Annotated in this window: 33 protein-coding genes; 8 read left to right on the top strand and 25 right to left on the bottom strand. The window is 59.5% G+C overall.

The window, feature by feature from the left end:
* Positions 1-15: 15 nt before the first annotated feature.
* Together NH8B_RS10165 and NH8B_RS10160 are read right to left on the bottom strand one after the other, a co-directional pair.
* Entirely contained in the window at positions 16-447 is a 432-nt protein-coding gene (locus tag NH8B_RS10165; protein ID WP_014086859.1) for a phage tail terminator protein, read from the bottom strand.
* Positions 447-878 carry a gp436 family protein gene (locus NH8B_RS10160; RefSeq protein ID WP_014086858.1) on the bottom strand — a complete coding sequence of 144 codons (432 nt, stop codon included), beginning with the start codon at positions 876-878 and terminating at the stop codon, positions 447-449. The genes NH8B_RS10165 and NH8B_RS10160 overlap by 1 nt, the downstream gene beginning before the upstream one ends.
* A 197-nt stretch (positions 879-1,075) precedes the next feature.
* Between NH8B_RS10160 and NH8B_RS20500 the strand changes: the two genes are divergently transcribed.
* From NH8B_RS20500 to NH8B_RS20490, 4 genes are all read left to right on the top strand, one after another.
* Entirely contained in the window at positions 1,076-1,624 is a 549-nt protein-coding gene (locus NH8B_RS20500; protein ID WP_148282950.1) for a hypothetical protein, read from the top strand.
* A 98-nt stretch (positions 1,625-1,722) separates the two neighbouring features.
* Entirely contained in the window at positions 1,723-2,232 is a 510-nt protein-coding gene (locus NH8B_RS10155) for a hypothetical protein (RefSeq protein WP_014086856.1), read from the top strand.
* A 69-nt stretch (positions 2,233-2,301) separates the two neighbouring features.
* On the top strand, positions 2,302-2,745 hold the full coding sequence (locus tag NH8B_RS20495; protein ID WP_014086855.1) for a hypothetical protein: 444 nt from the start codon (positions 2,302-2,304) through the stop codon (positions 2,743-2,745).
* 15 nt (positions 2,746-2,760) lie between these two features.
* Positions 2,761-3,534 carry a competence protein CoiA gene (locus NH8B_RS20490; protein WP_014086854.1) on the top strand — a complete coding sequence of 258 codons (774 nt, stop codon included), beginning with the start codon at positions 2,761-2,763 and terminating at the stop codon, positions 3,532-3,534.
* Between the two features lie 219 nt (positions 3,535-3,753).
* On the opposite strand, the gene NH8B_RS10150 is transcribed toward NH8B_RS20490, so the two are convergent.
* The 5 genes from NH8B_RS10150 to NH8B_RS10135 all read right to left on the bottom strand — a co-directional run bounded on the left by NH8B_RS10150 (position 3,754) and on the right by NH8B_RS10135 (position 7,373).
* Entirely contained in the window at positions 3,754-4,590 is an 837-nt protein-coding gene (locus NH8B_RS10150) for a DNA cytosine methyltransferase (RefSeq protein WP_014086853.1), read from the bottom strand.
* Positions 4,550-4,759: a Com family DNA-binding transcriptional regulator gene (locus NH8B_RS20485; RefSeq protein ID WP_083844247.1), complete on the bottom strand. Its 210-nt coding sequence runs from the start codon at positions 4,757-4,759 to the stop codon at positions 4,550-4,552. The genes NH8B_RS10150 and NH8B_RS20485 overlap by 41 nt, the downstream gene beginning before the upstream one ends.
* Positions 4,760-4,921: 162 nt before the next feature.
* On the bottom strand, positions 4,922-5,941 hold the full coding sequence (locus NH8B_RS10145) for a major capsid protein (protein ID WP_014086852.1): 1,020 nt from the start codon (positions 5,939-5,941) through the stop codon (positions 4,922-4,924).
* A gap of 32 nt (positions 5,942-5,973) precedes the next feature.
* Positions 5,974-6,360: a hypothetical protein gene (locus NH8B_RS10140; RefSeq protein WP_014086851.1), complete on the bottom strand. Its 387-nt coding sequence runs from the start codon at positions 6,358-6,360 to the stop codon at positions 5,974-5,976.
* Between the two features lie 11 nt (positions 6,361-6,371).
* Positions 6,372-7,373 (bottom strand): phage protease, encoded by a 1,002-nt coding sequence (locus NH8B_RS10135; protein ID WP_158453616.1) that lies wholly within the window; start codon positions 7,371-7,373, stop codon positions 6,372-6,374.
* Between the two features lie 429 nt (positions 7,374-7,802).
* Here NH8B_RS10135 and NH8B_RS10130 point away from each other — a divergent pair, with 429 nt between their 5' ends.
* Entirely contained in the window at positions 7,803-9,500 is a 1,698-nt protein-coding gene (locus NH8B_RS10130; protein WP_014086849.1) for a tetratricopeptide repeat protein, read from the top strand.
* Between the two features lie 44 nt (positions 9,501-9,544).
* On the opposite strand, the gene NH8B_RS10125 is transcribed toward NH8B_RS10130, so the two are convergent.
* Positions 9,545-10,297, bottom strand: coding sequence for an SOS response-associated peptidase (locus NH8B_RS10125; RefSeq protein ID WP_232503445.1), 753 nt, complete (start codon positions 10,295-10,297; stop codon positions 9,545-9,547).
* Between NH8B_RS10125 and NH8B_RS10120 the strand changes: the two genes are divergently transcribed.
* The 3 genes from NH8B_RS10120 (at position 10,296) to NH8B_RS20480 (ending at position 14,093) form a co-directional block, all read left to right on the top strand.
* Positions 10,296-10,724, top strand: coding sequence for a LexA family protein (locus tag NH8B_RS10120; RefSeq protein ID WP_014086847.1), 429 nt, complete (start codon positions 10,296-10,298; stop codon positions 10,722-10,724). The genes NH8B_RS10125 and NH8B_RS10120 overlap by 2 nt on opposite strands.
* Complete coding sequence (locus tag NH8B_RS10115; RefSeq protein WP_014086846.1) at positions 10,721-11,986, top strand: Y-family DNA polymerase; 1,266 nt, start codon at positions 10,721-10,723, stop codon at positions 11,984-11,986. Before NH8B_RS10120 ends, NH8B_RS10115 begins: the two co-directional genes overlap by 4 nt.
* 313 nt (positions 11,987-12,299) lie before the next feature.
* Complete coding sequence (locus NH8B_RS20480; protein ID WP_014086845.1) at positions 12,300-14,093, top strand: AAA family ATPase; 1,794 nt, start codon at positions 12,300-12,302, stop codon at positions 14,091-14,093.
* Positions 14,094-14,230: 137 nt separating this feature from the next.
* On the opposite strand, the gene NH8B_RS20195 is transcribed toward NH8B_RS20480, so the two are convergent.
* The 17 genes from NH8B_RS20195 to NH8B_RS10025 form a co-directional block, all read right to left on the bottom strand.
* Positions 14,231-14,791: a phage virion morphogenesis protein gene (locus NH8B_RS20195; RefSeq protein WP_014086844.1), complete on the bottom strand. Its 561-nt coding sequence runs from the start codon at positions 14,789-14,791 to the stop codon at positions 14,231-14,233.
* Positions 14,792-14,899: 108 nt separating this feature from the next.
* Positions 14,900-16,189 carry a phage head morphogenesis protein gene (locus NH8B_RS21115; protein WP_014086843.1) on the bottom strand — a complete coding sequence of 430 codons (1,290 nt, stop codon included), beginning with the start codon at positions 16,187-16,189 and terminating at the stop codon, positions 14,900-14,902.
* Positions 16,179-17,726: a DUF935 domain-containing protein gene (locus NH8B_RS10095; protein ID WP_014086842.1), complete on the bottom strand. Its 1,548-nt coding sequence runs from the start codon at positions 17,724-17,726 to the stop codon at positions 16,179-16,181. Before NH8B_RS10095 ends, NH8B_RS21115 begins: the two co-directional genes overlap by 11 nt.
* A gap of 20 nt (positions 17,727-17,746) precedes the next feature.
* Positions 17,747-19,294, bottom strand: coding sequence for a hypothetical protein (locus tag NH8B_RS10090; protein WP_014086841.1), 1,548 nt, complete (start codon positions 19,292-19,294; stop codon positions 17,747-17,749).
* Complete coding sequence (locus tag NH8B_RS10085) at positions 19,291-19,803, bottom strand: DUF3486 family protein (protein ID WP_014086840.1); 513 nt, start codon at positions 19,801-19,803, stop codon at positions 19,291-19,293. Before NH8B_RS10085 ends, NH8B_RS10090 begins: the two co-directional genes overlap by 4 nt.
* Positions 19,803-20,117 (bottom strand): hypothetical protein, encoded by a 315-nt coding sequence (locus NH8B_RS10080; RefSeq protein ID WP_014086839.1) that lies wholly within the window; start codon positions 20,115-20,117, stop codon positions 19,803-19,805. The genes NH8B_RS10085 and NH8B_RS10080 overlap by 1 nt, the downstream gene beginning before the upstream one ends.
* On the bottom strand, positions 20,114-20,461 hold the full coding sequence (locus NH8B_RS10075; protein WP_014086838.1) for a hypothetical protein: 348 nt from the start codon (positions 20,459-20,461) through the stop codon (positions 20,114-20,116). Before NH8B_RS10075 ends, NH8B_RS10080 begins: the two co-directional genes overlap by 4 nt.
* A 36-nt stretch (positions 20,462-20,497) precedes the next feature.
* Entirely contained in the window at positions 20,498-20,701 is a 204-nt protein-coding gene (locus NH8B_RS10070) for a hypothetical protein (RefSeq protein ID WP_014086837.1), read from the bottom strand.
* Positions 20,698-21,273, bottom strand: a complete 576-nt coding sequence (locus NH8B_RS10065) for a hypothetical protein (RefSeq protein WP_014086836.1) — start codon at positions 21,271-21,273, stop codon at positions 20,698-20,700. Before NH8B_RS10065 ends, NH8B_RS10070 begins: the two co-directional genes overlap by 4 nt.
* Positions 21,266-21,493: a hypothetical protein gene (locus NH8B_RS10060; RefSeq protein WP_014086835.1), complete on the bottom strand. Its 228-nt coding sequence runs from the start codon at positions 21,491-21,493 to the stop codon at positions 21,266-21,268. The genes NH8B_RS10065 and NH8B_RS10060 overlap by 8 nt, the downstream gene beginning before the upstream one ends.
* A gap of 3 nt (positions 21,494-21,496) precedes the next feature.
* Complete coding sequence (locus tag NH8B_RS10055; RefSeq protein ID WP_014086834.1) at positions 21,497-22,021, bottom strand: N-acetylmuramoyl-L-alanine amidase; 525 nt, start codon at positions 22,019-22,021, stop codon at positions 21,497-21,499.
* A 130-nt stretch (positions 22,022-22,151) separates the two neighbouring features.
* Entirely contained in the window at positions 22,152-22,607 is a 456-nt protein-coding gene (locus tag NH8B_RS10050) for a Mor transcription activator family protein (protein WP_014086833.1), read from the bottom strand.
* Positions 22,595-23,026, bottom strand: a complete 432-nt coding sequence (locus NH8B_RS10045) for a gp16 family protein (protein WP_014086832.1) — start codon at positions 23,024-23,026, stop codon at positions 22,595-22,597. Before NH8B_RS10045 ends, NH8B_RS10050 begins: the two co-directional genes overlap by 13 nt.
* 184 nt (positions 23,027-23,210) lie before the next feature.
* Positions 23,211-23,501, bottom strand: a complete 291-nt coding sequence (locus NH8B_RS10040; protein WP_255345185.1) for an HU family DNA-binding protein — start codon at positions 23,499-23,501, stop codon at positions 23,211-23,213.
* Positions 23,502-23,546: 45 nt separating this feature from the next.
* Positions 23,547-24,167, bottom strand: a complete 621-nt coding sequence (locus NH8B_RS10035; RefSeq protein WP_014086830.1) for a DUF3164 family protein — start codon at positions 24,165-24,167, stop codon at positions 23,547-23,549.
* The gene (locus NH8B_RS10030) at positions 24,164-24,496 is read right to left on the bottom strand and encodes a hypothetical protein (protein ID WP_014086829.1); all 333 of its coding nucleotides are present in this window, start codon (positions 24,494-24,496) and stop codon (positions 24,164-24,166) included. Before NH8B_RS10030 ends, NH8B_RS10035 begins: the two co-directional genes overlap by 4 nt.
* On the bottom strand, positions 24,477-24,749 hold the full coding sequence (locus NH8B_RS10025) for a helix-turn-helix domain-containing protein (protein ID WP_014086828.1): 273 nt from the start codon (positions 24,747-24,749) through the stop codon (positions 24,477-24,479). The genes NH8B_RS10030 and NH8B_RS10025 overlap by 20 nt, the downstream gene beginning before the upstream one ends.
* Between the last annotated feature and the right edge of the window lie 14 nt (positions 24,750-24,763).

The following is a 24,763-nucleotide window of genomic DNA, read 5'->3' as shown; positions in this document are numbered from 1 at the left end:
TTCTCCTTGGGTTGGTCAGGCGTAGAAATCGACATTGAAGGCCAGCGGGAAGAACCCGCAGCCGTTGAGATACAGCGCTTGGGGCGGCGTCGCGGCCTCGATGGCCCCGTAGGGCTCATGCCCCGGAAACCAGTCCAGCACCGCGCCCCGGACGCGGCCGAGCAGGTCGCCGGCGTCCAGCAGTGCCCTGTCGGGAGCGCCGGCCACCTTGACCGCCACCACCACCAGCCACTGCTGCACGATGCGGGTGCCGCCGGCCGCCTGCTCGCTGCCGCTGCGGACCAGGTCGCCCCGGTAGATCACGGCGATGGCCGGCAAGCCCTGGCCGCTGCCACTGATGACCTCGTCCAGCTCGCCGCGCTGGCCGATGTTGCGGATGTCGGTCAGCTCGGCCCGCAGACGGCTCACCAGCAGACCGCCAAACGCCAGGTGATTGGGACGCTCCATCAGTACCCCCTCAGCGTTTTACGGCTGAACAGGCGCGGCGAGCCGGACACGATGACCTTGCCGTTGGAACTGGCGGGGACCTGCACTTCCGGCAGGCCGGTCGAGACCTTGCCGTCCGCCGCGTCGCGCAACCAGCGCAGCCCGTCGTTGTAACGCTTGGTGATTTCCTCGCCGGGGTTGTCGGCGAGGAGGAAGTAACGGGCCAGATCGGCCGCGATGCGGACCACCGTGCCCGGCACCACCGCCAGCGGCAGCACGTAGCGCTTGCCCAGGTAGCTGTTGATCAGGTCGGTAGCGTCGGCAATGGCGCGGGATACCGCTGCCTGGTCCACCTCACCGCTATTGCGCGGGTCGGTGGCCGACAGCAGGAAGTCCGGGCCGAAGCGGTCCTCCAGATCCTGGGGGGTGATGTAGGGCGTCGGGCTAGTCATGCCCGCATTGTGTGGGCGGGGTCAGACAGGGAGAGGGAGGAAGGGGTTCGGTAAGGAGGACTGTAGGCAACCAGAGGTGAACACTTCAATGTACGACACCTCTGGCAGAGGGTAATGCATTTTGTATATGATTTATGAATACTCAACAATGCAATGCAAGACTAGACTTGGCTGGGCTGTATAAGGGGGGTGTTCTCATGCAAGAGGATTTTTTTTACGAATTCCCAGGATTCTGCGGGATTCGATCAAAGTGTCACATTCGTATCGTTGCGGAGTCGGGGAGGCCCGTCGTGATCGTCTGCTCTCAGACACCAGACAATCATGGCACATCCGTTCAGAACGCATACGAGATCATTCGAGACCAGGTATATCAATATCTGTCAAACAAATCTGTCGAGAAAAAGAGAAAATTCCTTGCGGATACCTTGGATGAATTTGCAACTACTATTGAGAAGGCAAAGAAGCTTACGGTTGCGGTTGTCGTGTTCCTTCTTCGTCAGGTATCTGGAGCATTGAAAAATGAGAAATCGATACTTGATCTGTTGAGGCAAGAAAAACCGGATGTTGTGTGGCTTGAACACTGGCCCGCAGGAACTGGATTGTCACCTGACAAAGTTGATTACCTGCTTGTATCTGAAAACGAAACTGGCTCACCTCATTGGGACCGAATTGACGTGAGCACTCTTGCCACCAAGTTGGGCTATAGCGTCGATCAAATTTCCATACCGGCCAGTACTTTTGCTTAATACTGTGATCAACCGGACTGCCAACAATCTCCCCTGCAGGTTCTTCCCTATTCTTCGGCCTCCAGCGGCCAGAAAATTTTAAATTAGAACATATAACCATGCTACACGACCACCAACTCCAGTCTGATCGGCTGTTTGCCATCACTCACCGAGTAGGGTTTGCTCTCTGGCAGCTTCAGGAGCTAGAAGCTACTTCTGCCCAGTACTTCGTACTTGTAGTTCACGCAAAGGCTGGTATGGGTATCGCGGCGGGTCAAGAACTAGTTGACAAGGCGAAAAGCAAGACCTTTGGCTCAACGATTAATCAATTAGTAAAAGCTAAGCAGCTACCACAGGAGGTCGAAGACCGGTTCCAAGCTCTTCTCTCAGAGAGAAACTGGTTAGTCCATAGTTCCCGAGCCAGCAGCCGCGCTGCAATTCACAACGATCACGCATGCCAGATACTGATTGAGCGCTTGGACATCATTGCGGAAGAAGCTCGCCTCTTACTCAAAGAGGTGGCCAAACAAGTAGAGGCGTTCGTCAAGAGGCACGGCATAAGTACAGCGAATATTGCCGAGCTCGCCTCACAAACCCTCAGTGAGTGGCACGGTGAAAACGCACCCTAAGCTGTCAGGTTGGGAGAAATTTAACACTCACCTCAATAGCGACACATCTCAATCACGGATTGCGCCTCCATGGAAAACAAAATCCCACTCCCAACCGATAGCATTTACAAATTCTACGCACTATTTGGACTGCTGATTTTTATATTCTGCTTGGGCTCTTCGCTCTACATTACCAGATCAACTAATGAATTGATTTTTGCGTCCACAATTGAGTATGAGACATTAAAATCCACTACAAAACCAACAGCTATCGAAGCGACCAAACAAAAGGTAATTGAAAAGAAGGTTGAGCTAGCTCTATCTGACAAGAAATTCTTTATGGCGGTGCTTGGGTTTGTCGCCGGATTTGGTGTTATTTCCATGTTTTATGGATTTGTTAAATGGCATCGCGAAATACAGCCAATCCAAGATGAGACGGCTCGCCTGCAGCTTGAAAAGCTTCGGCACGAAGTCAAAAGCCTAAACTCCAATCCTGAAGGGCAGAATTCTGTACCAGCTGAGTCTAATCAATAGAAATCTGGAGTCAAAATGCTGACAGCAATCCGCCAAAGCGACGAAAGCAAGGTTATTGCATCTGTCGCACAAAAAATCGAAGCTCCATTTTTTTGTCCAACATGCAAGAAACAGGTCGTCCTAAATAAAGGAAACATTAAGACCCACCATTTCAAGCACAAGCCTCCCATAACATGCCATCGCGGCAAGGGTGAGACTGAAGCTCACATGCGTTGTAAGCTAGATGTTTTTCACGCCCTTGCCAACTCAGCCAATATCACAGGCCTTGAGCTTGAAAAAGACTTTGGAGTTTCAGTTGCGGATGTGTTCGCCTGCATCAACTCCATCCCTGTTGCCATAGAGATTCAACGAAGCAATCTAAGTGTTTCGGATATAACAACGCGAACAGAAAACTACCATCGCTTGGGAGTAGCCGTTATTTGGATTGGACTAAGAAACGAAAATCTTTCTTCGAATATGTATAGCCCCAAAGCGTGGGAGAAATGGTGTCATGCCACCTACTTTGGCCGTGTCTACTACTGGGTGGAAGGCTTAATATTGCAGCCAATACATTTTGGTGATTACAAGCTTTATGTCGAGCAGCGCACTTGGTACGAACCTGGTGGAAGCGAAAATACATCAGGAGGTTACTACAAAACATCTAAAAGATACAAAACGCCTTCGCCTGGTGTTTTGGTGAATTTGGCAACGGACTTCCGGTGGGAGGTCAAAAAGGCTTTCTCCAGCAAAACGATTCGAATCCCACAGTGCACTATTTATGTTGACAACCAAAAGGCATGGTGGAAGTAGTTCCATAGATTTTACTGAGAAGACCTGCTGATATGTGGCACCTTTTAATTTCTATCGCGCTACGTACTTCACCGACTGCCCCATTCGTCAATCGTCAGATATAAACCTTCAACAGGAAACTCGGCAGAGACGTCCAAACCTCTCTGCCGACGAGTATGAATCCCCCTCAATTCATCTTCTGCAGTCCCTGTTGTACAGCTAGGGCAATGGGAAAGTGCCCTAGAACGTCTTAGCCAAACTCTTGGCTACCCACTCCACGACTTGCGGCACAACGGCGTTACCGGCAGCCCGAGCTTCTGCAAAGTTGGTCTCATCCAGTCCGAGGCAAAGCCCATGATCCGTAGACGCTCGGGCCCGCTCAACCATCGAATCCCATCCGTTGGCTTGAACGATGAGGCCGGAACCACTGATATCGATTTGGCTGGCAGCCGATCCGGCAAGCAATGTAGGAAAAGCTCGCCTGTTTTGTTCCGCGCCCGTCGGTTCATGAACAGCGTCCATTGATTCGGCGTCAGCCAGCAACTCAATGGGGGGATGTTCATGAAGGCCGGCAATAATGAAAACCCTACGGCGCCTCGTGGGAACTCCGAAGTATTGAGCATTAAGCACCCGCCAATATCCCACATACCCGCATTCGGCAAGCGTTGAAATGACTGCCTGGAAGTCTTCGCCATGGTTGCAAGAGAGCAGCCCCGTGACGTTTTCAAGGACCAGCCAGCGAGGCTGAATTTCACGGGCAATCCGGCAGACCTCGTAGAACAGTCCGGACCTTTCCCCTGCCAATCCGCGCTGTTTCCCCATGGTGGACAAATCCTGGCAGGGAAAGCCGCCGACGAGGACAGCAACGGGGGCAAGGTTGTGGGCGCCGATGCTTCGCACATCGTCGAATTGCCTGGCGTGCGGGAAACGGTCGGCGAGGACAGCCCTGCAGACGGGGTTGATTTCGACTTGCCAGACGGTACGGAATCCGGCGTTCTCGAAGCCGATGTCGAATCCGCCGATTCCGGCGAAGAGGCTACCGACCGTGGGTTGTGTTGTGGTTTGTTGGCCATGCATGAGCATCCTTGCTTTCGGACGCTCGCGGGCGTGCTGGTGATGGGCTCGCGGCCCGGAGGTGATTGATCGTCCCGCAGCGCGGGCACTTAATGCTAAGTTCGATGTAGCGGCCTTCGGCCAGTTTGCGGGCGCAGTGGCCGCAGCGGATGTCATCCAATTTGTTCGTCATGTCTCTGCAAGTGCTAATAATCCCGCTAAACTGTCGGCGCTTTCTGCGCAGAAAGTGACAGCCTCGGGTTGGCTTGCAGGCATACTCTGCGGGTCAGCTGGCCGGCCGGGTGTTCGCAGCACCCGGCTGGTCGCTGTCTCTCTTACTTACTTCTCCCTACCCTTACTCCAGCTGCAGTTCTGCCAGCACACCCGGGCGGTTGCACAGCGGTAGCGGGTTGGATTGGGTGTGGAGGTCCACACCCCGGTCAAAGTCGGTGTTTTTGATCTTGGCGTAGTACGGCTCGCCGTTGGTACCGACTGCTTCCAGGAAGTCCCCTGGGGCGTCGTAGAGGCGGAAGGTGTTCATGGTGCCCAGCGGTACGACATGGCCCCGGTTGGCCTCGACCAGCGTCCGGGTCGCGCCTTTGGCATCCGGCACCTCGCCGTTGTATTCCTCGAAGATGAGCCCGCCGAACTTGAAGCCGCTGCGGGTATCCCCGCCGATGTTCTCCTGGGCGGCGGCCCAGCCCTGGAACGCCTTCTCGACGTTCGGGTGGCTGGTCAACGCGTCGAAGAAGTCCGCCCCGACCCAAACCTTGATGCCGTTGGTGGTATCGCCCAGCAGGTTCTTCTCCACGTGGCGGCACACTTCCATGCAGGCCTTCTTGACGTTGAATGTGCCGTCGGACAGCTTGAACTTGATCACCTTCTTGGTGATGCCGAATTCCTTGTACAGGTCGTACAGCAGTTCTCCCTCGCCATCGAGAATCTGCCCCTTCACTGCGCCCAGCATCATCCATTCCTGGGTGACGTCGTGGCGGGTCTTCATCTCCTGCAGGTGATCGTTGACCACCGAGGCCACGTCGGCCACCGGATCGGTCGACCCGAACGCACGGCTCCCCAGCAGGGTGGCCGCCAAGATGGTGTCGTCGTGCGGGATATGCGGCACGCCGAAGTAGCGCACGGCACGAGGGTTCGCCTTGGTACGGCTGCCCGCCGAGCCCAGCTCCTTGGTGGCCAGCAGGTGGATGCGGCCGTTGGCGTATTCCAGCGCCACGGTGCGAGTGTTGATCCCGGAGCGTTTGAAAATCCCGCTCTTGCCCACCTTGCTGTAGACGTTGGGCAGCAGCTTGATCGCTTCGGTCAGGCTGGCCACGCCAAACGCGGGGTTTTTCAGGATGTCGGCGATATTTTGCGGCATGGTGGTGTTTCCTTATCCTTATATGGGGTGCGTTACGAGCGTTCGGTGAGGCGGATGCCGCGTTGCGACAGCTCTCGCACGACCTTGCGGTAGATGGCGGCAGTCGTGGCTTGGGCGGAGGCCAAGACCAGCAGCTCGTCCAGGGCCACCAGGGCCGCCCCAGCGACGATCTCGACCGGGCGCGAGGTCACGCCGGCCTCGGCGGCCGGGATGTCTCGCGGCACGATGCCGAGCAGGATGGCCGGCGGCGCGGCAGCCGGATCGATCCAGGGCACCGCCAGCTCGTCATCGAGGGCGGCGACACCGACCAGAGTGCCGGCCGCCAACGCGGCCGGCCCCACGTCGACCAGCTCCCGCGACAGGCGCGGGTCTTCCACCAGGGCGATACCGGGTAGCAGTTGTTCCATCACGGTAGGCATTCAGGATTCCTTTACTTGGCGGCCGCACGGGCCTTGGCGTTGGCGATCAGCGGGTTGGTGTCCTGGCGTTCCTGCAGGGTGTTGGCGGCACGCTGGGTATTGGCCGGCGCGGCAATAACCGGGGCGCCCGCCACGAATTGCTTGAAGGCGGCCAGGTCGGCGCTGGCCTGGGCACGGAAATAGCCCCGGTTGGCCGGCGCCACCTTGCCGTCAGCGATAGCTTGATCGACTACCTGGTCGATCTCGGCTTCCTTGCTTTGCTGCTGCTGGGTGGACAGCGCATTGGCCACGCGCTCGTACTCGGAGCGCGGCACAAACTGGGTCAGCACGCTGTTGGCCACGGTCTGCAGGTCGGCCGACTCGGCTGCGCCCGTTGCCTTGCGCAGACTGTTCAGCGCGGTCTGCGTCGCCGTCGCCTTGCCTTGCAGCTCTTTGGTGGCCGCCAGAGCCGCCGCTGCGTCAGCACCGGCCTCCAGCCCCAGCAATTCATTCAGTTGTTTCAGCAGTTCCACGCCAGGTTCCTCCATTGAGTTGAGCGCACGTAAAAACAGGTTGGGTACGTTGGTCAGCCCCACCGAGACCAGCTTCACGATCCGGCCGGTAGCGTCGTAGTCGAACACGGGTGACAGGTAGCGGTAGCGACGGCCGGCAATGTCCTGGGCGGCCTCGGCCAGCCACTCGACCCGCCCCCAGATCGCCCCGCTCCGCTCTTCCAGTTGCTTGATCCAGCCGGCGGCCTCGGCCTTTTGGCCGGTCTGCAGCACCACGCAGGACTGATGGTCGTAATCCACCACCGGCTCGATGCCGGTGGCCTGGTCCGAAATGAACGCCTGCAGGATGAGCGGGATGTCGCTGAACCAGGGGCCGCGACCATCCCGGCCGGTAAATCGCCCGGCCGGAATCAGCTCGACCCATTCCGGCACCTCGGCGGGCAAATCGATGGTCAGCGCGTTGATGGCCCGCCCTGATGAGAACAAGGCGTTGATGGCTCGGTGGAGTGGGGTCGTGTTCATGGCCCGCATTGTGAGCGGGTCGAGTTCGGGCAAAACGGGGGAAAGGGTTCGGTAAGCCGCGAGGTGGAGTGACGGCGGGCTACGGTGATGGCGTTAAAAGGCCGTTAAATCGGCTCAGGCACGGCTCGTAATGGTATTGGCATACATCGACCCTAGTGGCATGATGAACGCGTTGCAGCGGCAGTTTTTGTGGTTAGGACCTCAGTGGCCTCGCGTCATCATTCTGACTTCAGAACTTGGTTGATTTATGTTCCGTCACAGCAGATGCACCAAAGTGCCACTTGAATCCATAGTGATGCAACCATGAATAAGCCAAGGTCTCTTGGGTTACTCAACTGCGGCCAAGACTCTTACAAATTGGCACGTAAACTGACAATAGACGTTACTTTAGTCAGTCTAAGCTAGCGGGACACAACACGAGCATTTTTCATGAATGATATCGATTTTGCGCTTTTCATCTCGCCTAGGATCGGAGAGCTTTACAAATCTGCAAAGGAAAACAGCTCGGAGCTCCCTGATTATTCCTTGGGACGTTTGAGAGGCTTGTGCCATCTAGTCTGTGAGCTGATCGCTGAGAAAGGGGGTCTTAGTTCGTCAGATGGGGGCGACCTTGATCAGAAAATTTATCGGCTGTTCAAAGAACAACTGATCAATTCAGAAACCATGTCAAAGTTACATCAGCTACGGAAGAATGGAAACACAGGGGCCCATCCAGAAAAATTCTACCTGACCAAGCAGGGCTTTACAGCTCTTTGTGAACAGTCAATGAACATCACTAGGGAGTTGCTTCATGTTACCTATCAATTGTGCCACCCTGGGTCCCCCGTGCCACATTACGATATTTCGGCCCAAGTTAGTGATGGATTAAAAGAGATTTGCTATCAAGCCATGATTGGGGCCGACCCCGAAGCAAGGTACATGGCAGGAAAGATATTTAAAGACAAAGTAGATGGGTTGAAACTGGAATCCCAGAAGGCTCTTGAGTCAGGGGATATTAGTTTTCATAACTTTGATATTCAGTCTTTTCGGGAACAGGCTGTCTTCTGGTTCAGATTGGCATCGGCCAATGAGGAGCATGCCCCTTCAATGTTTGAATACGGTGCCGCTCTTGCCAACGGCTTTGAAGGCGAAGACAAAATAGCGATAGGTGAGAATCTTATTTGCAGGGCCAGCAGGCTTGGCAATGCCGATGCTCATGCCTTCATTGGTTGCTGCTACATGTTCGGATCTAAATTGTTTGACGTTGACCCAGTGGAAGCCCGCAACCATTTTGAGTTGGCTGCGATGGAGGACCACCCGACAGCTTTGATCAATCTCGGGGCGATGTACGATAAAGGAATGGGTGGACCGGCAAACCCGCAAGCCGCATTTGACTACACGCGCCGAGCCGCAGAGGCCGGCTATCCGGAGGGGCAATACAATCTGTTTGTTCACTATTTAAATGGGATCGGGGTTGATAAGGATGAAATCACTGCATTGAATTGGCTGACCAAAGCAGCTGAACAGGGTTTTCCCACTGCAATGTTCACCCTGGCTAAATTTATCGCGGAAGGGCGTGTTGAAGGAAAGGGAAGCGATGATGCAGAATCGCTTTACTTGGGCTGCTTGAAATCTGGGCAACTGGGCAATGAGGTCCTCTATGAACTTGCTCAAGTCTATATAGCCAAGGGGGCGGATTATGAAGATCTGATAAAAGCAGCCAACTTGCTTCAAAAGTGCTATGAACGAGAAGGAGGGAAAAGTGAGCTTGCCCAACAATGTTGGAAGCAATCCCCGCCCCTAGTGAGTCAAATTAGGAATGGCTTTGCTAGGAATGCAGCAAGCGATTCGATCATGGAAAGCGCGATAATCGTATTGAGCTACTTTGATTCCATGGGCCATCCTGTCAAAAACCGTCAAGAGCAAAATAGAAAATTTCTCGACAATTTGTACAAATTTCGAGAAGCCCGCGATCTCAGTGAAGATAAAAAAATAGAGCTTGCCGGTCAGCTCTTCATCCCTGGAATGTTATTTGCCACCCCTAAATCAACGGTCATTCCATTCGCCAGAAAAAGCGAGAAAATCGGACGTAACGATCGATGCCCATGTGGTTCAGGGAAAAAATTTAAAGTTTGCTGCGGGAGATAGTTGGCAAGTCACTTTGACCTGGCATTACAAGCCTCGCTTCGTATTCAGCTGAACAAATCAAGTGTCCCCGATGTCGGTGGCGCTTTGTTCGTTTTCGGCGCGGGCTCCGCCAGCATCTGCTCGGCGGGGTAGTTCGTCAGGCAGCTTCGCGCTATTTCCGGGTCACGGCACGCCAGCCAGTCCTGGTAGTGCTCGGGCTCAATGATCACCAGGTTGCGCTTCTCGTCGCCGGGCTTGTGCATGCGTCGCATCAGTGGGTGATCGTCGGCGTTGATGGTGACCTGGGAAAAGGCATGGCTGATCGAGCCATCCTCCTCCGGCCAAGCACGCCAGATGCCAGCCACGGCAAAGGGTTGGCCGCTGGCCAGTCCGATACGCCAGCGCTCGGCCTTTCCGCTTTCATAGCACGGTTCAAAAAAAAACTGCATCGGTACCAGGCACCGTCGGCCGGCGTGCCAGGACTGATTATAGGTGCGCAGCTGGCCGATGGTTTCCGCCCGGGCGTTCATCGTGGAGAGCCGGATGCCAAGCGGCATGTGGCGCTTCGGCACAAAACCGTAGTTGGCCAGCAGTGCATGGGGGCCGCTGCCGTTGTCGATGATGATCGGGGCGATGTAGTCCTGCCAGACCTCTAGCGGCCAGTCCAACTGTGGCGGCTCCACATCAAATAAATCGAGGAGTTGTTGGCGGGTGGGTGGAATGAAGTTGACACACATGCCGCCAGTATAGCGTTCACGATTGTGCTTGGCCTTGCTTTTGATTTCGTACACAATCAAAAGAGTTCTGGAGCACATCATGATCGATACCCTTTTCACCCCCGCCAGCGACCCGCCATCCCTGGCATTACCCGTGTATGGCTCGCGCGTGCCGGCGGGCTTTCCTTCGCCCGCCGATGACTACCTGGAGACGGCGCTGGACCTGAACCAGTACCTGATCGAAGATGCTGCCGCCACCTTCATGGTACGGGTGTCCGGCGACAGTATGCTCGGCGCTGGCATTAGTGACGGCGACGTCCTCGTGGTCGACCGCAGCATCCCGCCAGCGCATGGTCAGATCGTGCTGGCCGCCGTGGATGGAGAGTTCACTGTCAAGCGGCTGCACAAGCGTAGCGACCGCGTGGCGCTGCTCCCCGAAAACCCCGCCTACCCGCCCATCGAATTGCACAACGGCCAGGAGCTGCAGGTTTGGGGCGTGGTCACCGGCTGCATTAAGAAATTCCTGTGACCACCTTCGCCTTGGTCGACGGCAACAGTTTCTATTGCTCCTGCGAGCGAGTGTTTCGTCCCGACCTGGACGGCAAGCCCATCGTGGTGCTGAGCAATAACGACGGCTGCGTGGTCGCCCGTTCGGCGGAAGCCAAGCAGTTGGGAATCAAAGGCTTTGTGCCCTACTTTGAAATTGCGGCCCTATGTCGGCGTCACGAAGTCGCCGTCTTCAGCTCCAACTATGTGTTATATGGCGATATGTCCAGACGCATGATGACGGTACTGGCACGCTGGGGCATCGAGCAGGAGGTGTACTCTATCGATGAGAGCTTCATCACACTGGACGGCATCCCTGACTTGCGTGACTACACCGCCCGTATCCGGGCTGATGTACTGCAGCGCGTGGGCATCCCCACCTGTGTCGGCGTCGGATCGACAAAGACTCTCGCGAAGTTGGCCAACCACGTGGCCAAAGTGCATCCCCAATGCAAAGGGGTGTTTGCCTGGGATTGGCTATCTCAGCACTACCAGGATCAGCTGATGAGCCGGATGTCGGTGGGGGAAGTGTGGGGCATCGGGTGTCGGATAGCTGAGAAATTGTCCCACATGGGCATCACGACAGTACTGCAGCTCATGCGGGCAGACCCACGCGCTATCCAGCGGCAGTTCAGTGTGGTAGTGGAGCGGACGATAGCCGAGTTGAATGGCGTCAGCTGCCTGACCCTGGAGGACGTGGCACCGGACAAACAACAGATCATCTCCTCGCGGTCCTTTGCTGAACTGGTGACCGACTTCGATACGTTGGCCAGTTCCATCTCCCACCATGCCAGTCGTGCGAGCGAGAAACTGCGCTTACAGCACAGCGCGGCCCGGCTTGTGGGGGTGTCCATTAGAACGAACCCTTTCCGCGAACAAGACCTGCAATACCACGGATGGACGGTAGTGCCGCTCGTCCACCCATCGGCCGACACCATCGAAATCACCCGGGCAGCAATGGCCGGGCTGCGGGCCATCTACCGGGAGGGGTTTTCCTATAAGAAGGCGGGGGCCGTGCTGATGGAAATCGGCCCTGCCGGCATCGATCAGCAGGACCTGTTCGCCCCGCTGCCAGATCCGCGCCGAACCGCGCTGATGGCTACAATGGACCGCGTGAATCGGGACTTTGGTCACGGAACGCTACGCCTGGCGTCGGAGGGGCTGACGCGGGACTGGGCGATGCGGCAAGAAAAAAGGTCGCCAAGGTGGACAACCTGTTGGGATGAGTTGCTGATAGCTCACTAACTAAGGTCTGAAATCGGCCAGAAGCGGATATTGTCCACCTGCCTTGAAGCAGACATTCACGTGCCATGCGAGTATGCTATCTGACTGATATGCTGGCTTTCAGGCTCATTTAATAGCACCTACTCGGCGCTAGATTGCCTGGAGACCCCGCGACGGCAAGGAGTTGAGACTAAATGGAGGTCCCGGCTTAGGGAGATTTCGGACCGAGCTAGGGCGTATGCTCCTCCAGAGGGCCGAGTACGCTTTCTGCTAGTCGACTGAGCAACCACAGGACGTTTTATCCATAATAGTTAATAAGAAATCCGCCTATAAAATGAAAGTAACGATCAATAAAAACCACAAATCCATACCGGCCAACATATTCTTTGACATACCAAAATTCTGCATAATTACAGGAAAAAATGGAAGCGGGAAAAGCCATTTACTGGAAGCAATATCGAATAGTCAGCTATCAACCATTACAGACTCCGGGCTAACACTAACAAAAGTCCAGCTAATCGGATTTGGTGGGCTTAACCCCCAAATTGATGAAGCCTGTGACCCGCAAAATCTTATCCAGATCACAAAAAACTGGTGGAGTCAAATAGAGGAGAAGCAAAGATTACTCAAGCAAGCCAAACAAAATGGCGACATAATCACCGACCCTATCACGCAATTCTTACCAAGGTGGGGGCAAAACCAGCCTCTCACCGCAGTTGCAGCCAGCATTACAAGCAAGCTGTCTAAACCGTTTGAGGACTTGTGCGAAGACGATATTTACTACAACCTTAGCATTGCAGAATCCAACCAAGGCACCATGTTCGCCTCGCAATTGGCGCTCATATTCAAAACCTACCACCTCAGATACACCAAAAATCAATTCAAACAATATCTCAACGAAAAAAACAAAACAAACTTTCCGACCCTCACTGATGAAGAGTTTTTGCAGAAATACGGCCCAAGACCATGGGACTTGGTTAATGAAATACTCTCAAAAGCGGGACTCACATACGAGGTGGTGAGTCCAGAGCAAATTGACATAGATTCAACTTACAAGTTGCGATTGATAGATAGGGTAAATAACACCGATATTTCTGCTAATGATTTATCGACTGGCGAAAAGGTACTCATGTCGCTAGCGCTCGCCATTTATAATACACATGAATCAACAGGTAAACCGGAGGTGCTGATTCTCGATGAGCCTGACGCCCCCCTTCACCCCCAATACTCAAAATTACTGATTGAGACGTTGCGGGATATTGTTGTAGATAAAGCCGATGTAAGAGTTATTGTTACCACGCATTCGCCATCGACTGTGGCTATGTGTCCAGATAACGCACTGTTTGAAATGAATAGAGCAACAAGAACACCAGAAATGATTAGCGTCAGCCGAGGCATTGAGGTACTGACCGAGGGCATACCGCATCTTAAGGTGTCAATTGAAGAAAGACGTCAAATATTTGTTGAAAGCAAATATGATGTTATTTACTTTCAGAAACTATTTCAAACCATAAACAGATTTAATCCGCTCGGCTATCAGCCGATATTTCTTGAGCCTCACAGTGGAACATCTAACTGTACTGATGTTGAGTTAATCACAACCCGGCTTCACGAAGCTGGCAGTGATTTGGTTCGTGGCATCATCGACTGGGATGGAAAAAAAACAGATCGCCACCCGGTCTACGTGCTCGGCGGAGGCAGAAGATATTCCATTGAAAACTACATTCTTGACCCAATTTATGTTGCTCTTTCACTTGTCAGAGCGGGGAAAAAATCATTAAGTGACTTTTCTGTAATCGATTTGCACACGTACGTTGATGCAGCAAAATTGACGGAGCACGATGCGCAGAATATGGCAAACAAAATATTTGCATCTACTGCAGTCCCGCTTGGCGAGAAAACCCAATCCACCCTCCATAATGGCTGGGTTGTCGAGCTACCAAAGGCTTTTCTTATGATGCGAGGGCATGATTGGGAGGCTCTTTTACTAAAAAATATTCCTGAACTAAATGCCATATCCAGCAGAAATGGAGATGCGGGACTAAAGCTTGGCATACTTCAAACAATTGAAGAATTTCCTCAGTTTTTGCCTGTCGATATTTCTGAAACCTTGTCAGTGATCAGGTGAGGAACGATTCATTCAAAACCTTAGGCGAACCACCAGCATCCCGCACCTGTTGCTGCCTCCCGTGCTTCGCCCCCGCCCCGCTTATCGTGGGTGTTGAACAGACACTTTCATTACTCAAGACTGGCGACTTTGGGTCTCTACCTGCTCCATAATCTATTCAAATACTCCCCCAACACTGCCCGCAGCTCCGCCTCCGCCGCCGGAGCCAGCTGGCCGGTTGCATCCACCGGCAGATAGGACCGCGCCGGGAGGTACACGCTGAGCCCCCTCCCCGCCTGGCCACCGAACTGCTGGATGGCGGCATAGGCGTCCAGGCCGTTACCCCAGGGGCCGAAAGTCAGGCTGTCGGCCGAGGCCTCGTAGCTGAAGGCGTACTGGCGCAGGTTGCCGGTGTGCCCCTGCAGAATCTTCTTAGCGACCAGCACGGTCTGGCCTCGCTTTGACAACGAGCCGTCCTTCTTAAAGTTCTTGGCCCCGCCGGCCTGGACGTAGTTGGCCAGGGTGTCGGGGGCGTTCGGCTCCCAAGGCGTACCATGCCAGTCCGCCTGCTCGGTGAAGCGTTCGTCAGTCTCGCCCTTGGCCCACTCGGCCCAGTCCAGCAGCGCCGGGCGCAGGTTCTGGCCCCGGGCCAGTAGGGTGTCCAGGGCGGTCTGGATGGTGTTGGAGATGACATTGATCTCAAAGGTGTTGTCGCTCATACTTTCCCTACCGCACTGGAATACGTGAAACAGCGCATGTACGTATGGCAATCCCGGAAACGGGCGTGCCCACGCTGGGGGTGGCGTCCAGCCGGTGCGGCTTCCCTCTTATTGAATCCGGCGGTATTGCGCCGGGTTGTCCAGATCGTTCAAGCGGGCATAGCCCAGCGTCGTCAGCGTGTTGGTCTGAATCGTTCTCCGCTTGCCCGTGGTGTCGCGTTCTTTGGCGCGATAATTGGCACTCACCACCGCCTTGACGTAACGCTCCCCCTCCTCGGCCGGGTAGATCAGTAGGTACACCGGCAAGGGCTGGCCATTGTCCAAGGCCTGATAGATCCGCTCAGGCTGGAACATCCCGGCCACGGCGTTGAGGGCATCGGCTTCGCTGACCCGTTTGTCGGCCTTCCCTCCCCCATCCCGTAGCGCGTGCTTGATCTCGCTGTCGTCGACCGAGATCACGGCGGTTGCCAGCTCCTCGCCGGCCTCGCGCTCGATCCGCTCGACCATGGCCGGCGATAGCGCGCCGACGTGGAGGCGCTGCTTGGTCGGCCGGTACGCGCCCGGTTCGGGGTAGATGGTGTTGACCAAGGATTTCCAGGGGCCGTTGATGAGGGTGTCCAGCGCGCCGACATGCTCGACCGCGCTCTGCACAGCGGCGGCCCCGATCCGTGCCGAGGTGGCGGCGGCCTTGTTCAGTAGCAGCTGGCCGAGGTAGGCCTGCCCGGGGGCGTGGTCCCAACCGTAGTCGATGCCCTCGGGGACCTGGACCGGACCGTCCGGGGTGTCGTGCTCCACGTACTGGATGGCCGGCGCGGTGTCCGGCCCGGACTTGCCGTACTTCTCGCGCAGCTCGCACTCCGACACCGCGAATACCTTGCACTGGCAGCCCCAACCGTTGGGCGTGTAATGCGTGTGCCACCACGGGTCGTTGGCGCGCAGGATCAGGCCGTGCCAGGACACATGTTGCGGGCGAGGCCGCAGCACCGAGTCACTATGGCGGTAGCGCCAGTACGGGCGAGCCTTGAGCATGTCAGGGTCGGTCATCTGCTGCCAGCGGCCGGCGGCGTAGCTGGTGGACAAGTTGGTCTGGTAGATCACCCGGGTACGCCAGTCGCGGCCGCCTTGATAGTCCCAGCCGTGCTTGGCCACGATGTCGTCGAACTGGCGAAGGAAGTCCGCCAAGGTGGCCTTGCCGGCAATCGCCTGGTCGACGGCCTGGCGCAGGTCTTCGAGCAGGTCGGCCTTCATCGCCCCGGCCACGACGAAGGAGCGGTCGTGGGCCTGCTTCATGATGTCGGTCCAGGCCGCCGTCGGCAGGTTCAGCTTCTGCCGAAAATAGTCCTGCTGGGTTGGCCAGGGCTGCTTGATGACGGCCGTCAGGCCCAGCTCATCGGCCATGACTCACCTCGTAGCGGCCGGCGAGCGTCGCCAGGCTGAAGGCGGTGGCCATCACGTCCTGCAGCTGCTCGCTGGGCAGGTCGCCGAAGGCGGTCAGTAGCCAGTCGCGGAAGGTCTCCAGATCGGGGGCATCGTCCAGTGCCTGGCGGATCACCGCCAGCATCCGGTCCAGCGGCGAGCCGGCCGCCTCGGCCAGTTGCGTGACCAGTGGGTCGACGTCGCCGCCCTCCCCGGTGGGCTGCCGGCTGTTGGCGGCGCGGTAGCGGTTCATCGCCTGTTGTGGCTGGCTCAGGTCCACCGGCACCAGGATGGCCTCGCCGGGCTTGGGCGGGGTCAGGCCGAAGCGGGTATAGGCCGACTCCTGGCTGACCGGTAGTCCGGCTCTCACGAGTTTGTCCACCACACCAGCCAGCGCGGTCAGGTCCTCCGGCTTGTTGATGCGCAGCCGGATCTTCGGGTAGGCGGCTTGCGGCCCCAAGTTGAGGTCGACCACCGGACGCACATAGTCGCGGCTGAGCGTGCTTTCCAGCTCGGCCACGTCCGATTCCAGGATGTCCTCGCGCACCTCGTTGTGCACCTTGCCCAGGGCGTAGGCCCCGCCGCCGCCGTCCCCGGTGTTGGTGGACAGGGTCTGGCCCAGCACCACCTTGCTGATCTGTTTGTCGAAGTACGCCGCCAGCCGGTCGTAGATGTCGACCGAGGCGGTCTTGTTGCCGGCGTCGACGAACTCGATCTCCATGTTCTTGGGAATCGCCGCCGCCGCATCGGTGCCGAGCTGGCGCAGCGCCATCAACAGGCTCCCGATGTCCTCGGCGGTGGCGCTGCTGTCGTACTTGCCGACGCGCAGCGGTTGGCCGTAGGCCTCGGCGAACACCACCCAGTCCTTGATGGCGTAGTTCGAAAACAAAAACGCCCACGCCGCCATGCGCGCCAGCCCGCCGCGCATCAGCACCCCGGACTTGGCCTTCACCTGGTGCACCACGAACTTGTAGGGCGCCAGCGGCTCGCCGCCGGTGTGCAGGTCGGAGCGCAGAAACAGCGTGTCCGGCGCGGTCTTGCGGGTAGTAAACCAGTAGGGCTGCAGGTAGTTCAGTCCCTTCGGCATCCATTGCCGGGCGCTGGTCTCCCAGTCGATCTCGTGCACGCTAAAGCCCTTGCCGATGGCGTCCAGCAGGTCGAACAGGCTCTTGCGGATTGGGTCCAGCGCCTCTTCCACCAGTTGGGCGGCGGCATGACTGGCGGCATCCTCGCCGGCCGGCTCGACGTACAGTTCCAGCCCGACCAGGGCACGTTTGCGCGTGCTGAGTTCGGAGCCGTAGTGCAGGTACTTCTCCTCCATGTCCTCGGCCAGTTGCAGGTAGGCCGTGGCGTCGCCCTGGACGGCGTTGCGCAGCAGCCGGCCCAGCTCTTCCGCATCCAGCCCCTGCAGGCTGGCGGCGGCGACCTGGCGCACGCCGGTGGTGGTGGGCTGGACCAGGGTGGTTTTTAACAGTCCGGTGTCGATGGGTTGGCCGTCCGGCCCGAGAATGCGCGGCATGTGTTGCCTTTCTTGTGGTGTTACCAGGTACCCCGGCCGAAGCGGGTGGAGCCGGCGAAGCCGTTCCGGCTGATCCCCTTGTAGCCCCGAGTAGCCAGGGGCTGGGCGTCGATTTCGCGGCTGGCGAACCAGGCCAGCGCCAGCGCCACGGCGACGTCACCGTGGCGTTTGCCCTTGTCCTCGCCACTGCCCTTGCTGCGGGTCTCCGGCACGCGGGGCACGCCACCGACGATCTTGACGGCGCGCAGATCGGCCAGCACGTCGGCGTCCTGGGGCAGGTTCTGCAGGTCGCCGTCCTCGAACGCCGCCTTCAGCGGCGGCATGTGCTCGCGGTACCAGCTTTCCGTCAGCATCACCTGGCGGATACGGTCCTCGCCGTAGCGCTGCAGGGCGAATTCGGCCAGGAACTGGCCGTTGCCCCGGGCATCGAACGCGCCCCCGGCAAAACGCGGCAGGCCGTCCAGCAGGTAGAAGGCGATCTGTTCCTGCTGCCGGAACGGCACGTTGCGCAGCTCGACCACGAACGGCACGCGGCGGGTCAGGTTTGGCTGCTCGATCAGCGGGACATGCACGGTGAGGTCGCCGGAGCGGGCGAAGTCCTCGCCGTTGAACGAGCGGGCACCGGCCGGCAGCTTGGCCAGCTCGGGCGCCAGCGTGGCCTCCAGCCACTCCTGGCAGTCGGCGGCGCGCAGCGGGTCGGGCTGCAGCTCGTAGCCCGGCTTGCACTCCCAGCGCAGCACCGGGGTGTCGGGCGACATGCGCGATTCGATCAGGGCACGCGACAGCCAGGCCCCGCCCGAGTTGGCCGGCACGCAGTCCAGCTCCTCCTCGGCGCCGTCGCCGTAGAAGGCGTACACCCCGGCCATCCATTCGGCCTCGTCCTCGGCCGACCAGTCCTTGCCCAGGCGCAGGCAGACGCGGCGGTACAGGCCGTCGGCCACCGCCTCCTGGAAGGTGACGCGATGCACGGTGCCCTTGCGCTTGCCGGCGCGGATGTCCTTGATCAGGTCGTTGAATGGGTTGTCGTCGCCGTTGTGGGTGGAGATGACGCGCACCCGGCCGCCCCAGATCAGCATGGCCAGGGCGGCCTTGAGCAGCTCATCCAGCTGGTCATGGAACGCCGCCTCGTCGATCACGATGGTGCCCTGGCGGCCACGCAGGTTGGACGGCCGGCTGGTCAGCGCGACGATGCGGAAGCCCGAACCGGGGAAACGGATGGTGAAGGTCTTGATGTGCTTGTCGTCCTCGTCGTCCTCCCACAGCCCCTCCTCGATCTCGGAGGCGGCGTAGTTGAACACCCGCGCCCACATCGCGGCCGCCTGGACGTACTCGATGGTCATGTCCTGGTTGTACGCGATGTAGTAGACGTTCTGTCCCCCGGCGGTGCGGCTGGCGGCGGCGGTCAGCACGTTGTCGGCGGCCTCGCCCCAGGTGAGGCCGGTGCGGCGCGACTTCTCAATGACCTTGAGTGGCGAGGTGTCGGCCACCCAGCGCTGCTGGTAGCCCATCAGCGCGGCCGGGATGGGCGACAGCGCGGTGTCGGGGAGCTGGGCGGGAACGGCGCTCATCCGGCGATCCCCAGGATCTCGCGGCGCAGCTGTGCCACCGAGTCGGCCGACAGCCCGCCCTTGCGGGCGATTTTCTCGACCGAGGCGGCGGCCGCCTCGGCACGGGCGCGGACCTCCGACTGCCACTTCTTCTGCACCACGCTGGCCCGGCCCAATTCGGCCACGGCCTTGGCCACCTTGGACAGGTCATATTTGTCGTCCTGGCTCATCAGCAGCTTGAACAGATGGTCTTGAACCAGGCGCATCAACGCCTCGTTGACCGATCCTTCCTCATCCGGCGCCGCCTGGACCACGGCACGGGCCTGCTCGGACGACTGCCGCAACGCGGCCAGCTTGTCTTCGAACTCCTGGCCATAGCGGTTCAGTGCTGAGCGGCTGACCTTGTACCCCCGCTCGGCCAAAGCCTGTTCTAGCTCTTGGTAACCGCTGAAATTGCTTTCGACCAGGGCGGTATCGAGCCAAGCCTTCACCTCGGGTGGGAGTTGAGCGACTTTGGAGCGCGGCGGCATCAGGCGCTCCAGTACTTCTCGGGCCGGGCGATGCCGGGCTGGCAGTCCACGGTGTATTCCGCGATGTCCACACCCAGGCGGGTCAGGTCGGCGAACCAGCGTCCGCCGGGCTCGCGCTCCAGCTTCACCAGCTGGCGGTCGGCCAGGTAGTCGAGTTGCAGGCGCACCTCGTGCGCGGTGGCATCCGGGTACAGCGCCTGCACCACCGACAGGATGACTTCCTCGTAGGCACCGACCGGGCGGGCGTTGTTCAACACCAGCAGGATCTGCCAGCGCATGTTCTCTCGGCGGATTTTCTGCAGATCGACGCTCATGGTTTGTCCTTCCAGATGGCTTCCAGCTTGTTGATCAGGTCGTTCTTCATCGCTTCACTGCGGCTATAGAGAGCGTCCAGCTTGGCCTCGATCAGGCTCTGGCCCCGGATGTAGTCCTCGCGCATGACGTAGCGCGACGGCAGCTCGGCGCGCATCGCCATCAGGTCGCGTTCCAGGCCGGCCACACGGTCCGAGGTGTGTTTCTCGGCCTCGGCCAGTGCCTTGATCGAGGCGGTGATGCGCTGGTCGATCTGGCTCAGCAGCAGCCGGCCAAAGGTGAAGACAAAGCCCAGGAAGCCGAGCAGCAGCCCGACCAGGTACCAGAAATCGACGGTAATCGTCACAGTCCCTCCTTGCGGCGCTCGTCGGCGCTCTCGCGATCAAATCGATCCATCGAATTCCCCCGTGGCGCGTTCCACCCAGAACAGGGCTTCGGCCAGCCGCTTGGCGGCCTCTTTGGCACACTCGGCGTTGCCGCCCAAGGGCGCGATCTGGTTGATCTGTGCGGCCAGCCGCGTGCTGGTCACGTCCAGCTCGCCCAGCAGGTCGCCCTGGGCGTTGATGCGTACTCCCTCCGTCGTCATGACGACTCCTTGGCATAGAGGCTGATCCAGGTGTCCAGCTGGCTCTCCAGCTGCAGGCACCACGTGCCGTAATCGGCTGAATGGGCTAGGAGGTCGGCCGGTGATAGCCCGGTACCGGCGGCGCGGGCTTGATCGGCTTTTGCCGCATTTCCGGGGTCGGCTGCGGGCACACCTGGATCACCCGGGGTGCGGTAGCCGAGGTTGGCGGCGTAGAGCCGCAGGCTGACAGGGCCAAGGCCAGTAAAACGGGGACCATCGGAGCGGACCGCATCGGCAATCCTTTGCTTGAGTTGATGTTGAATGCCGGTGAGTTGGGCGCGGGTCTGGATCAGCTCCCAGCCCAGCTGGTTGGCGTGGTCGGTCAGGCGCTGCTGCTCGGTCAAGGCCTGGCCCAGCTCGGCCGCCTTGGCGTCGGAGAGGTGCCGCAGATCCTGCTCATGGCTGGCGCGCAGGTTGGCGATCACGGCCTCGTGGCTCAGATCACTCTGCCAGCGGCCGATTCCGTAGCCAGTCAGCAGCACACCGCCAAGAGCGGTACCGATCAGCAGCGGTTTGATGTTGAGATCAAGCATCGGAAGCTCCCTTGGTGCGCCGGGTAGCAATCCAGCTACGGGCGGCGGAGTAGCAGCCCAGCGTGCCCAGGTAGGTCAGCCAGACGTCGGCCCCGAGCGTGCCCTGGACGCCCTGGTAGACGAACAGGCCGGTGGCCGAGGCGCAGGCCACGTTGGCCCACAGCTTGGTGTGCGACAGGCGGCCGGTGGCGGGGTTGGTGACGAGGTCGGAGAGGTGCATGCCTTACTCCACCAGGTGACCCGCCAAGGGCTGCATGCCGCCCTTGAGCCAGTCGGCGACGTTGAAGCCGGGGCAGGTTTTTAGCCACTCGGAGGGCTCCACCGTGCCATCCCCGTCCGTGTCGGGTGACAGGTCGCGGTGGCCCACGACACGGACGGCCGGAAATTTGGCGCGCAGCGCCTTCACCAGGCTGTGCAGAGCGTCCCACTGGGCGCGGGTAAAACGGTCGGTCCCGGCCAGGCAGAGGCCGATGGAGTGGGTGTTATGGCCCAGAGCATGGGCGCCGATCTCGTCCAGCCCGCGCCCGGTGCTCTTGCGACCGTCGCAGTCCAGCACGAAGTGATAGCCGATGCTCTTGAGATGGGGGTTGAACCGGGTGACGGCGGCCGGCTGACGACGGAAACCGCGTGTGCTGTGCCAGACGTCGATGATTCCGGCGGCCGTCTGGTGGCCGTCATTCTTGGCCAGCTGCTTGCCGTTGGGGCTGGCAGCGCAGTGAATGACGATCAGATCGATGGAACGGGGCATCACGCCTCCTCATGCTGAAAACATGGGGGCTATCGTAGAGAGCGATGGGGCGGGAACGGACCGGGAAAGGGTTCGGTAAAGCAGCACCCCGCCGGATGGCGGGGTGTGGGATGGTCGCGGTGGAGAGGGACTAGAAGAGTTGCCCCTGGGCTGCCGCTTCCGGCAGCAGCTCGTCGACCTTGCTCAGTATTTTTTCGAGGCGGCGGTCACAGAGGCGGTACTTGGGCACCAGGATATGATTGACGGTAGCGTTGTGCCCCAGCTCGCGGCAGTGACGGTCGTAATCGGCGCGGATGTTGGCGTCGCGTAGCGCCCGCAGCGCCGCCGCGCACTTGGGCACGTACAGGCGGGTGTTGCCGTACTGGCGGATCAGCACCTTGGCGGCCTCCACGCCCACCACCTCGGCCAGGGCCGCGAAATACTGCCCCTCCTGCTTGGCGGTTTTGGGGATCGGGAAATGCGTCCCGCCCAGCAGGTCGACCAACTTCATGGTCAGGTTCAGCCCGATCAGCCGCACCAGCTCGCGGGCGTTCTCCGGGAGCAGGTGCTGAGCGCGCGCGATGGCCTCTTCGTTCATTTTTCCCATGGTTCGGTTCCTCTGCCGTGGCGGCGTGCCTCGATTTCCAGTGCCACCATCAGGCTGCGCAGCTGGGCGAGGTCCAGCCAGGCCACCTTGTCTATCTGGTACATGCGTTTGGCCGTGGCGTCGGCGTACTCCCACGGCCGGCCGGCGTCGGCCAGTAGCGCCTCGACCTTGGCCATGTAACGTTCCCGCTCGTCGGTCGGCGTGGGACGCTTGCCGGCTTTTTGCGGGGGTTTTGGCACAAAGCCCAGGCGCTTCATCTCGGCCAGGGCACGGTCCAGCTGCGGCAGGGTGAGCGTCGTGCTGCTGGTCTTGCCCTCGCCCACCCGGGCCAGCATGGCGCGGTAATCCTCCTCGGCCATGCCGATCTGCTGCCGGGCGACGTGCAGCTTGCCGATCATGGCGCGGCGGCGGTCAGTCATCGAATCGTCTCCTTGAGTCCATGCACCCGTGAGTGGCCAAGCCGGGTTCAGAGGACGGCGCACCTCCAGTTGGGTTGGTCGGAGGCTGGCCACTCACGGCTGCATGGCGGGTTAAAACACGTTGCGGAGCCGGCCGGGTTAACGGCGGCCGGCTCGACACCGGGTTCTGAACGGTCGCGTCGGTTTAGGCGATGGCCTCTTTCAGTGCCTTGGAGGGGGTGAAGGTCACTTTGCGCTTGGCCGGGATCAGCACGGTTTCACCGGTTTTCGGGTTGCGGCCGTTGCGCTCCTTGGTCACCTTCACCTTGAACTTGCCGGTGCTGGCCAGGGTGATCTCGCCGCCGTTGCCCAGTTCTTCGTGGATGGTGCGCTCCAGCGCGTCGATGAAGCGCAGGGTGTCGGCCTTGGTGGCGTCGGCCTTGGCGGCCAGAGTGGCGATCAGTTCTTGTTTGGTCATGCTTTGCTCCTTGCTGATAAAAAAGTTGATGGCGTGCGAGGGTAATGGGGTGGCGTGTCGGGCTTACACGGCGGCCAGATCAAGACAAATCGGTTGCCATTGCTCGTTGGCGCCACCGCGTTGGTAGAGCCGGATATAGCCGGCCGTACCGTCGACCTTGATGGCGTCGTCCAGGGCCTGCATGGCCCGCTTCCAGCGCTCGTCGGCGATCTCCAGCCGGCGCAGCTCCAGAATGCGCTGTACCCGCAGGTCGCCGCCCCGATCCGACTCGAAGGCGCGGGTGACCAGGGCTTTCAGCTCCGGCACGGCGTCGGCGGTCCAGTCCTCCAGGCACGCGTCGATCAGGGCCTTCACCGCCTTGATGCGCTCGTCAAAGCTGATGCGGTCCTGGTAGGCGCGCACCACCTTGAGCGTGCCGTCGTAGCTGGTCAGCACGACGTTGCCTTTCTCGCCACCCAAGGCCACACCGTATTGCTCGGCACTGGTGGCGACCATCGCCGCCACGTCGGCGAAGGCGGTGCCCTTGAAGGCCTGCAGCTGCGTCTGCAACGCGAGGGCCTTGTCCACCAGCTGGCGCACGGTCTGGTCGCGCAGTTGGTCGAGGGGGGCCACCAGCTCCGGCGGCACCAGCCGGCCCTTGGCGTCGCGCCAGTAGCCGGCGGGGAGGGTTTGGTCTGTCTTCATGTTTTCCGGTTCCTTAATCCAACAAGTTGTTTAATCCTGGCCAGCTCGCCCCGGTTTCGTTGCAGCCGCTCGGGGGTGAAAAACTGCTCGGCCTGCGCCTCCGGGATCGGTCGCCGCGTCGCGGGTGACGGCGCGGTCACCGGGGGCGCCACCTGGACGGGTTCGGGCTCGGGAGGCGGGGTGACATCGGCGGCCCGTTCGTCCAGGTAGTCGTCCCACACCACGCGGCGCGCCTTCTTCCGGTCCATCCCCATCCGCACCAGCCGCTCCACCTCGTCGGCGAGCCGACTCCTGGTGTCAGGGTCCAGTTCAGTCGGCGCGGTCGTCATGCCTGGCGACCTTCATCCCGTTGTCGAGGACGGCGCGAATCAGCGGGGCGTTCTCCGGCGTGATCAGGCGGGTATCGATGCCCAGCTCGTGATACAGCCGGACCAGTTCGGCCACCGGCTCGGGGGCGTCGCGGCCGCTTTCGTAGCGGCTGCCGCCGGACTGGGTCACGTAAACCGGCCCCCAGAAATCCTGCTGGTTGAGGTCCTTGCTCTTGCGCAGTGCGCGGTAATCGATGCGTTGTTGATTGCTCATGGCTCTCCCCTTCT

Origin of the sequence: Pseudogulbenkiania sp. NH8B, assembly GCF_000283535.1 — a bacterium.
Classification (GTDB): domain Bacteria; phylum Pseudomonadota; class Gammaproteobacteria; order Burkholderiales; family Chromobacteriaceae; genus Pseudogulbenkiania; species Pseudogulbenkiania ferrooxidans.
The sequence above is the reverse complement of the archived record's forward strand: the minus strand, read 5'-3'. Positions and strand labels throughout refer to the sequence as shown.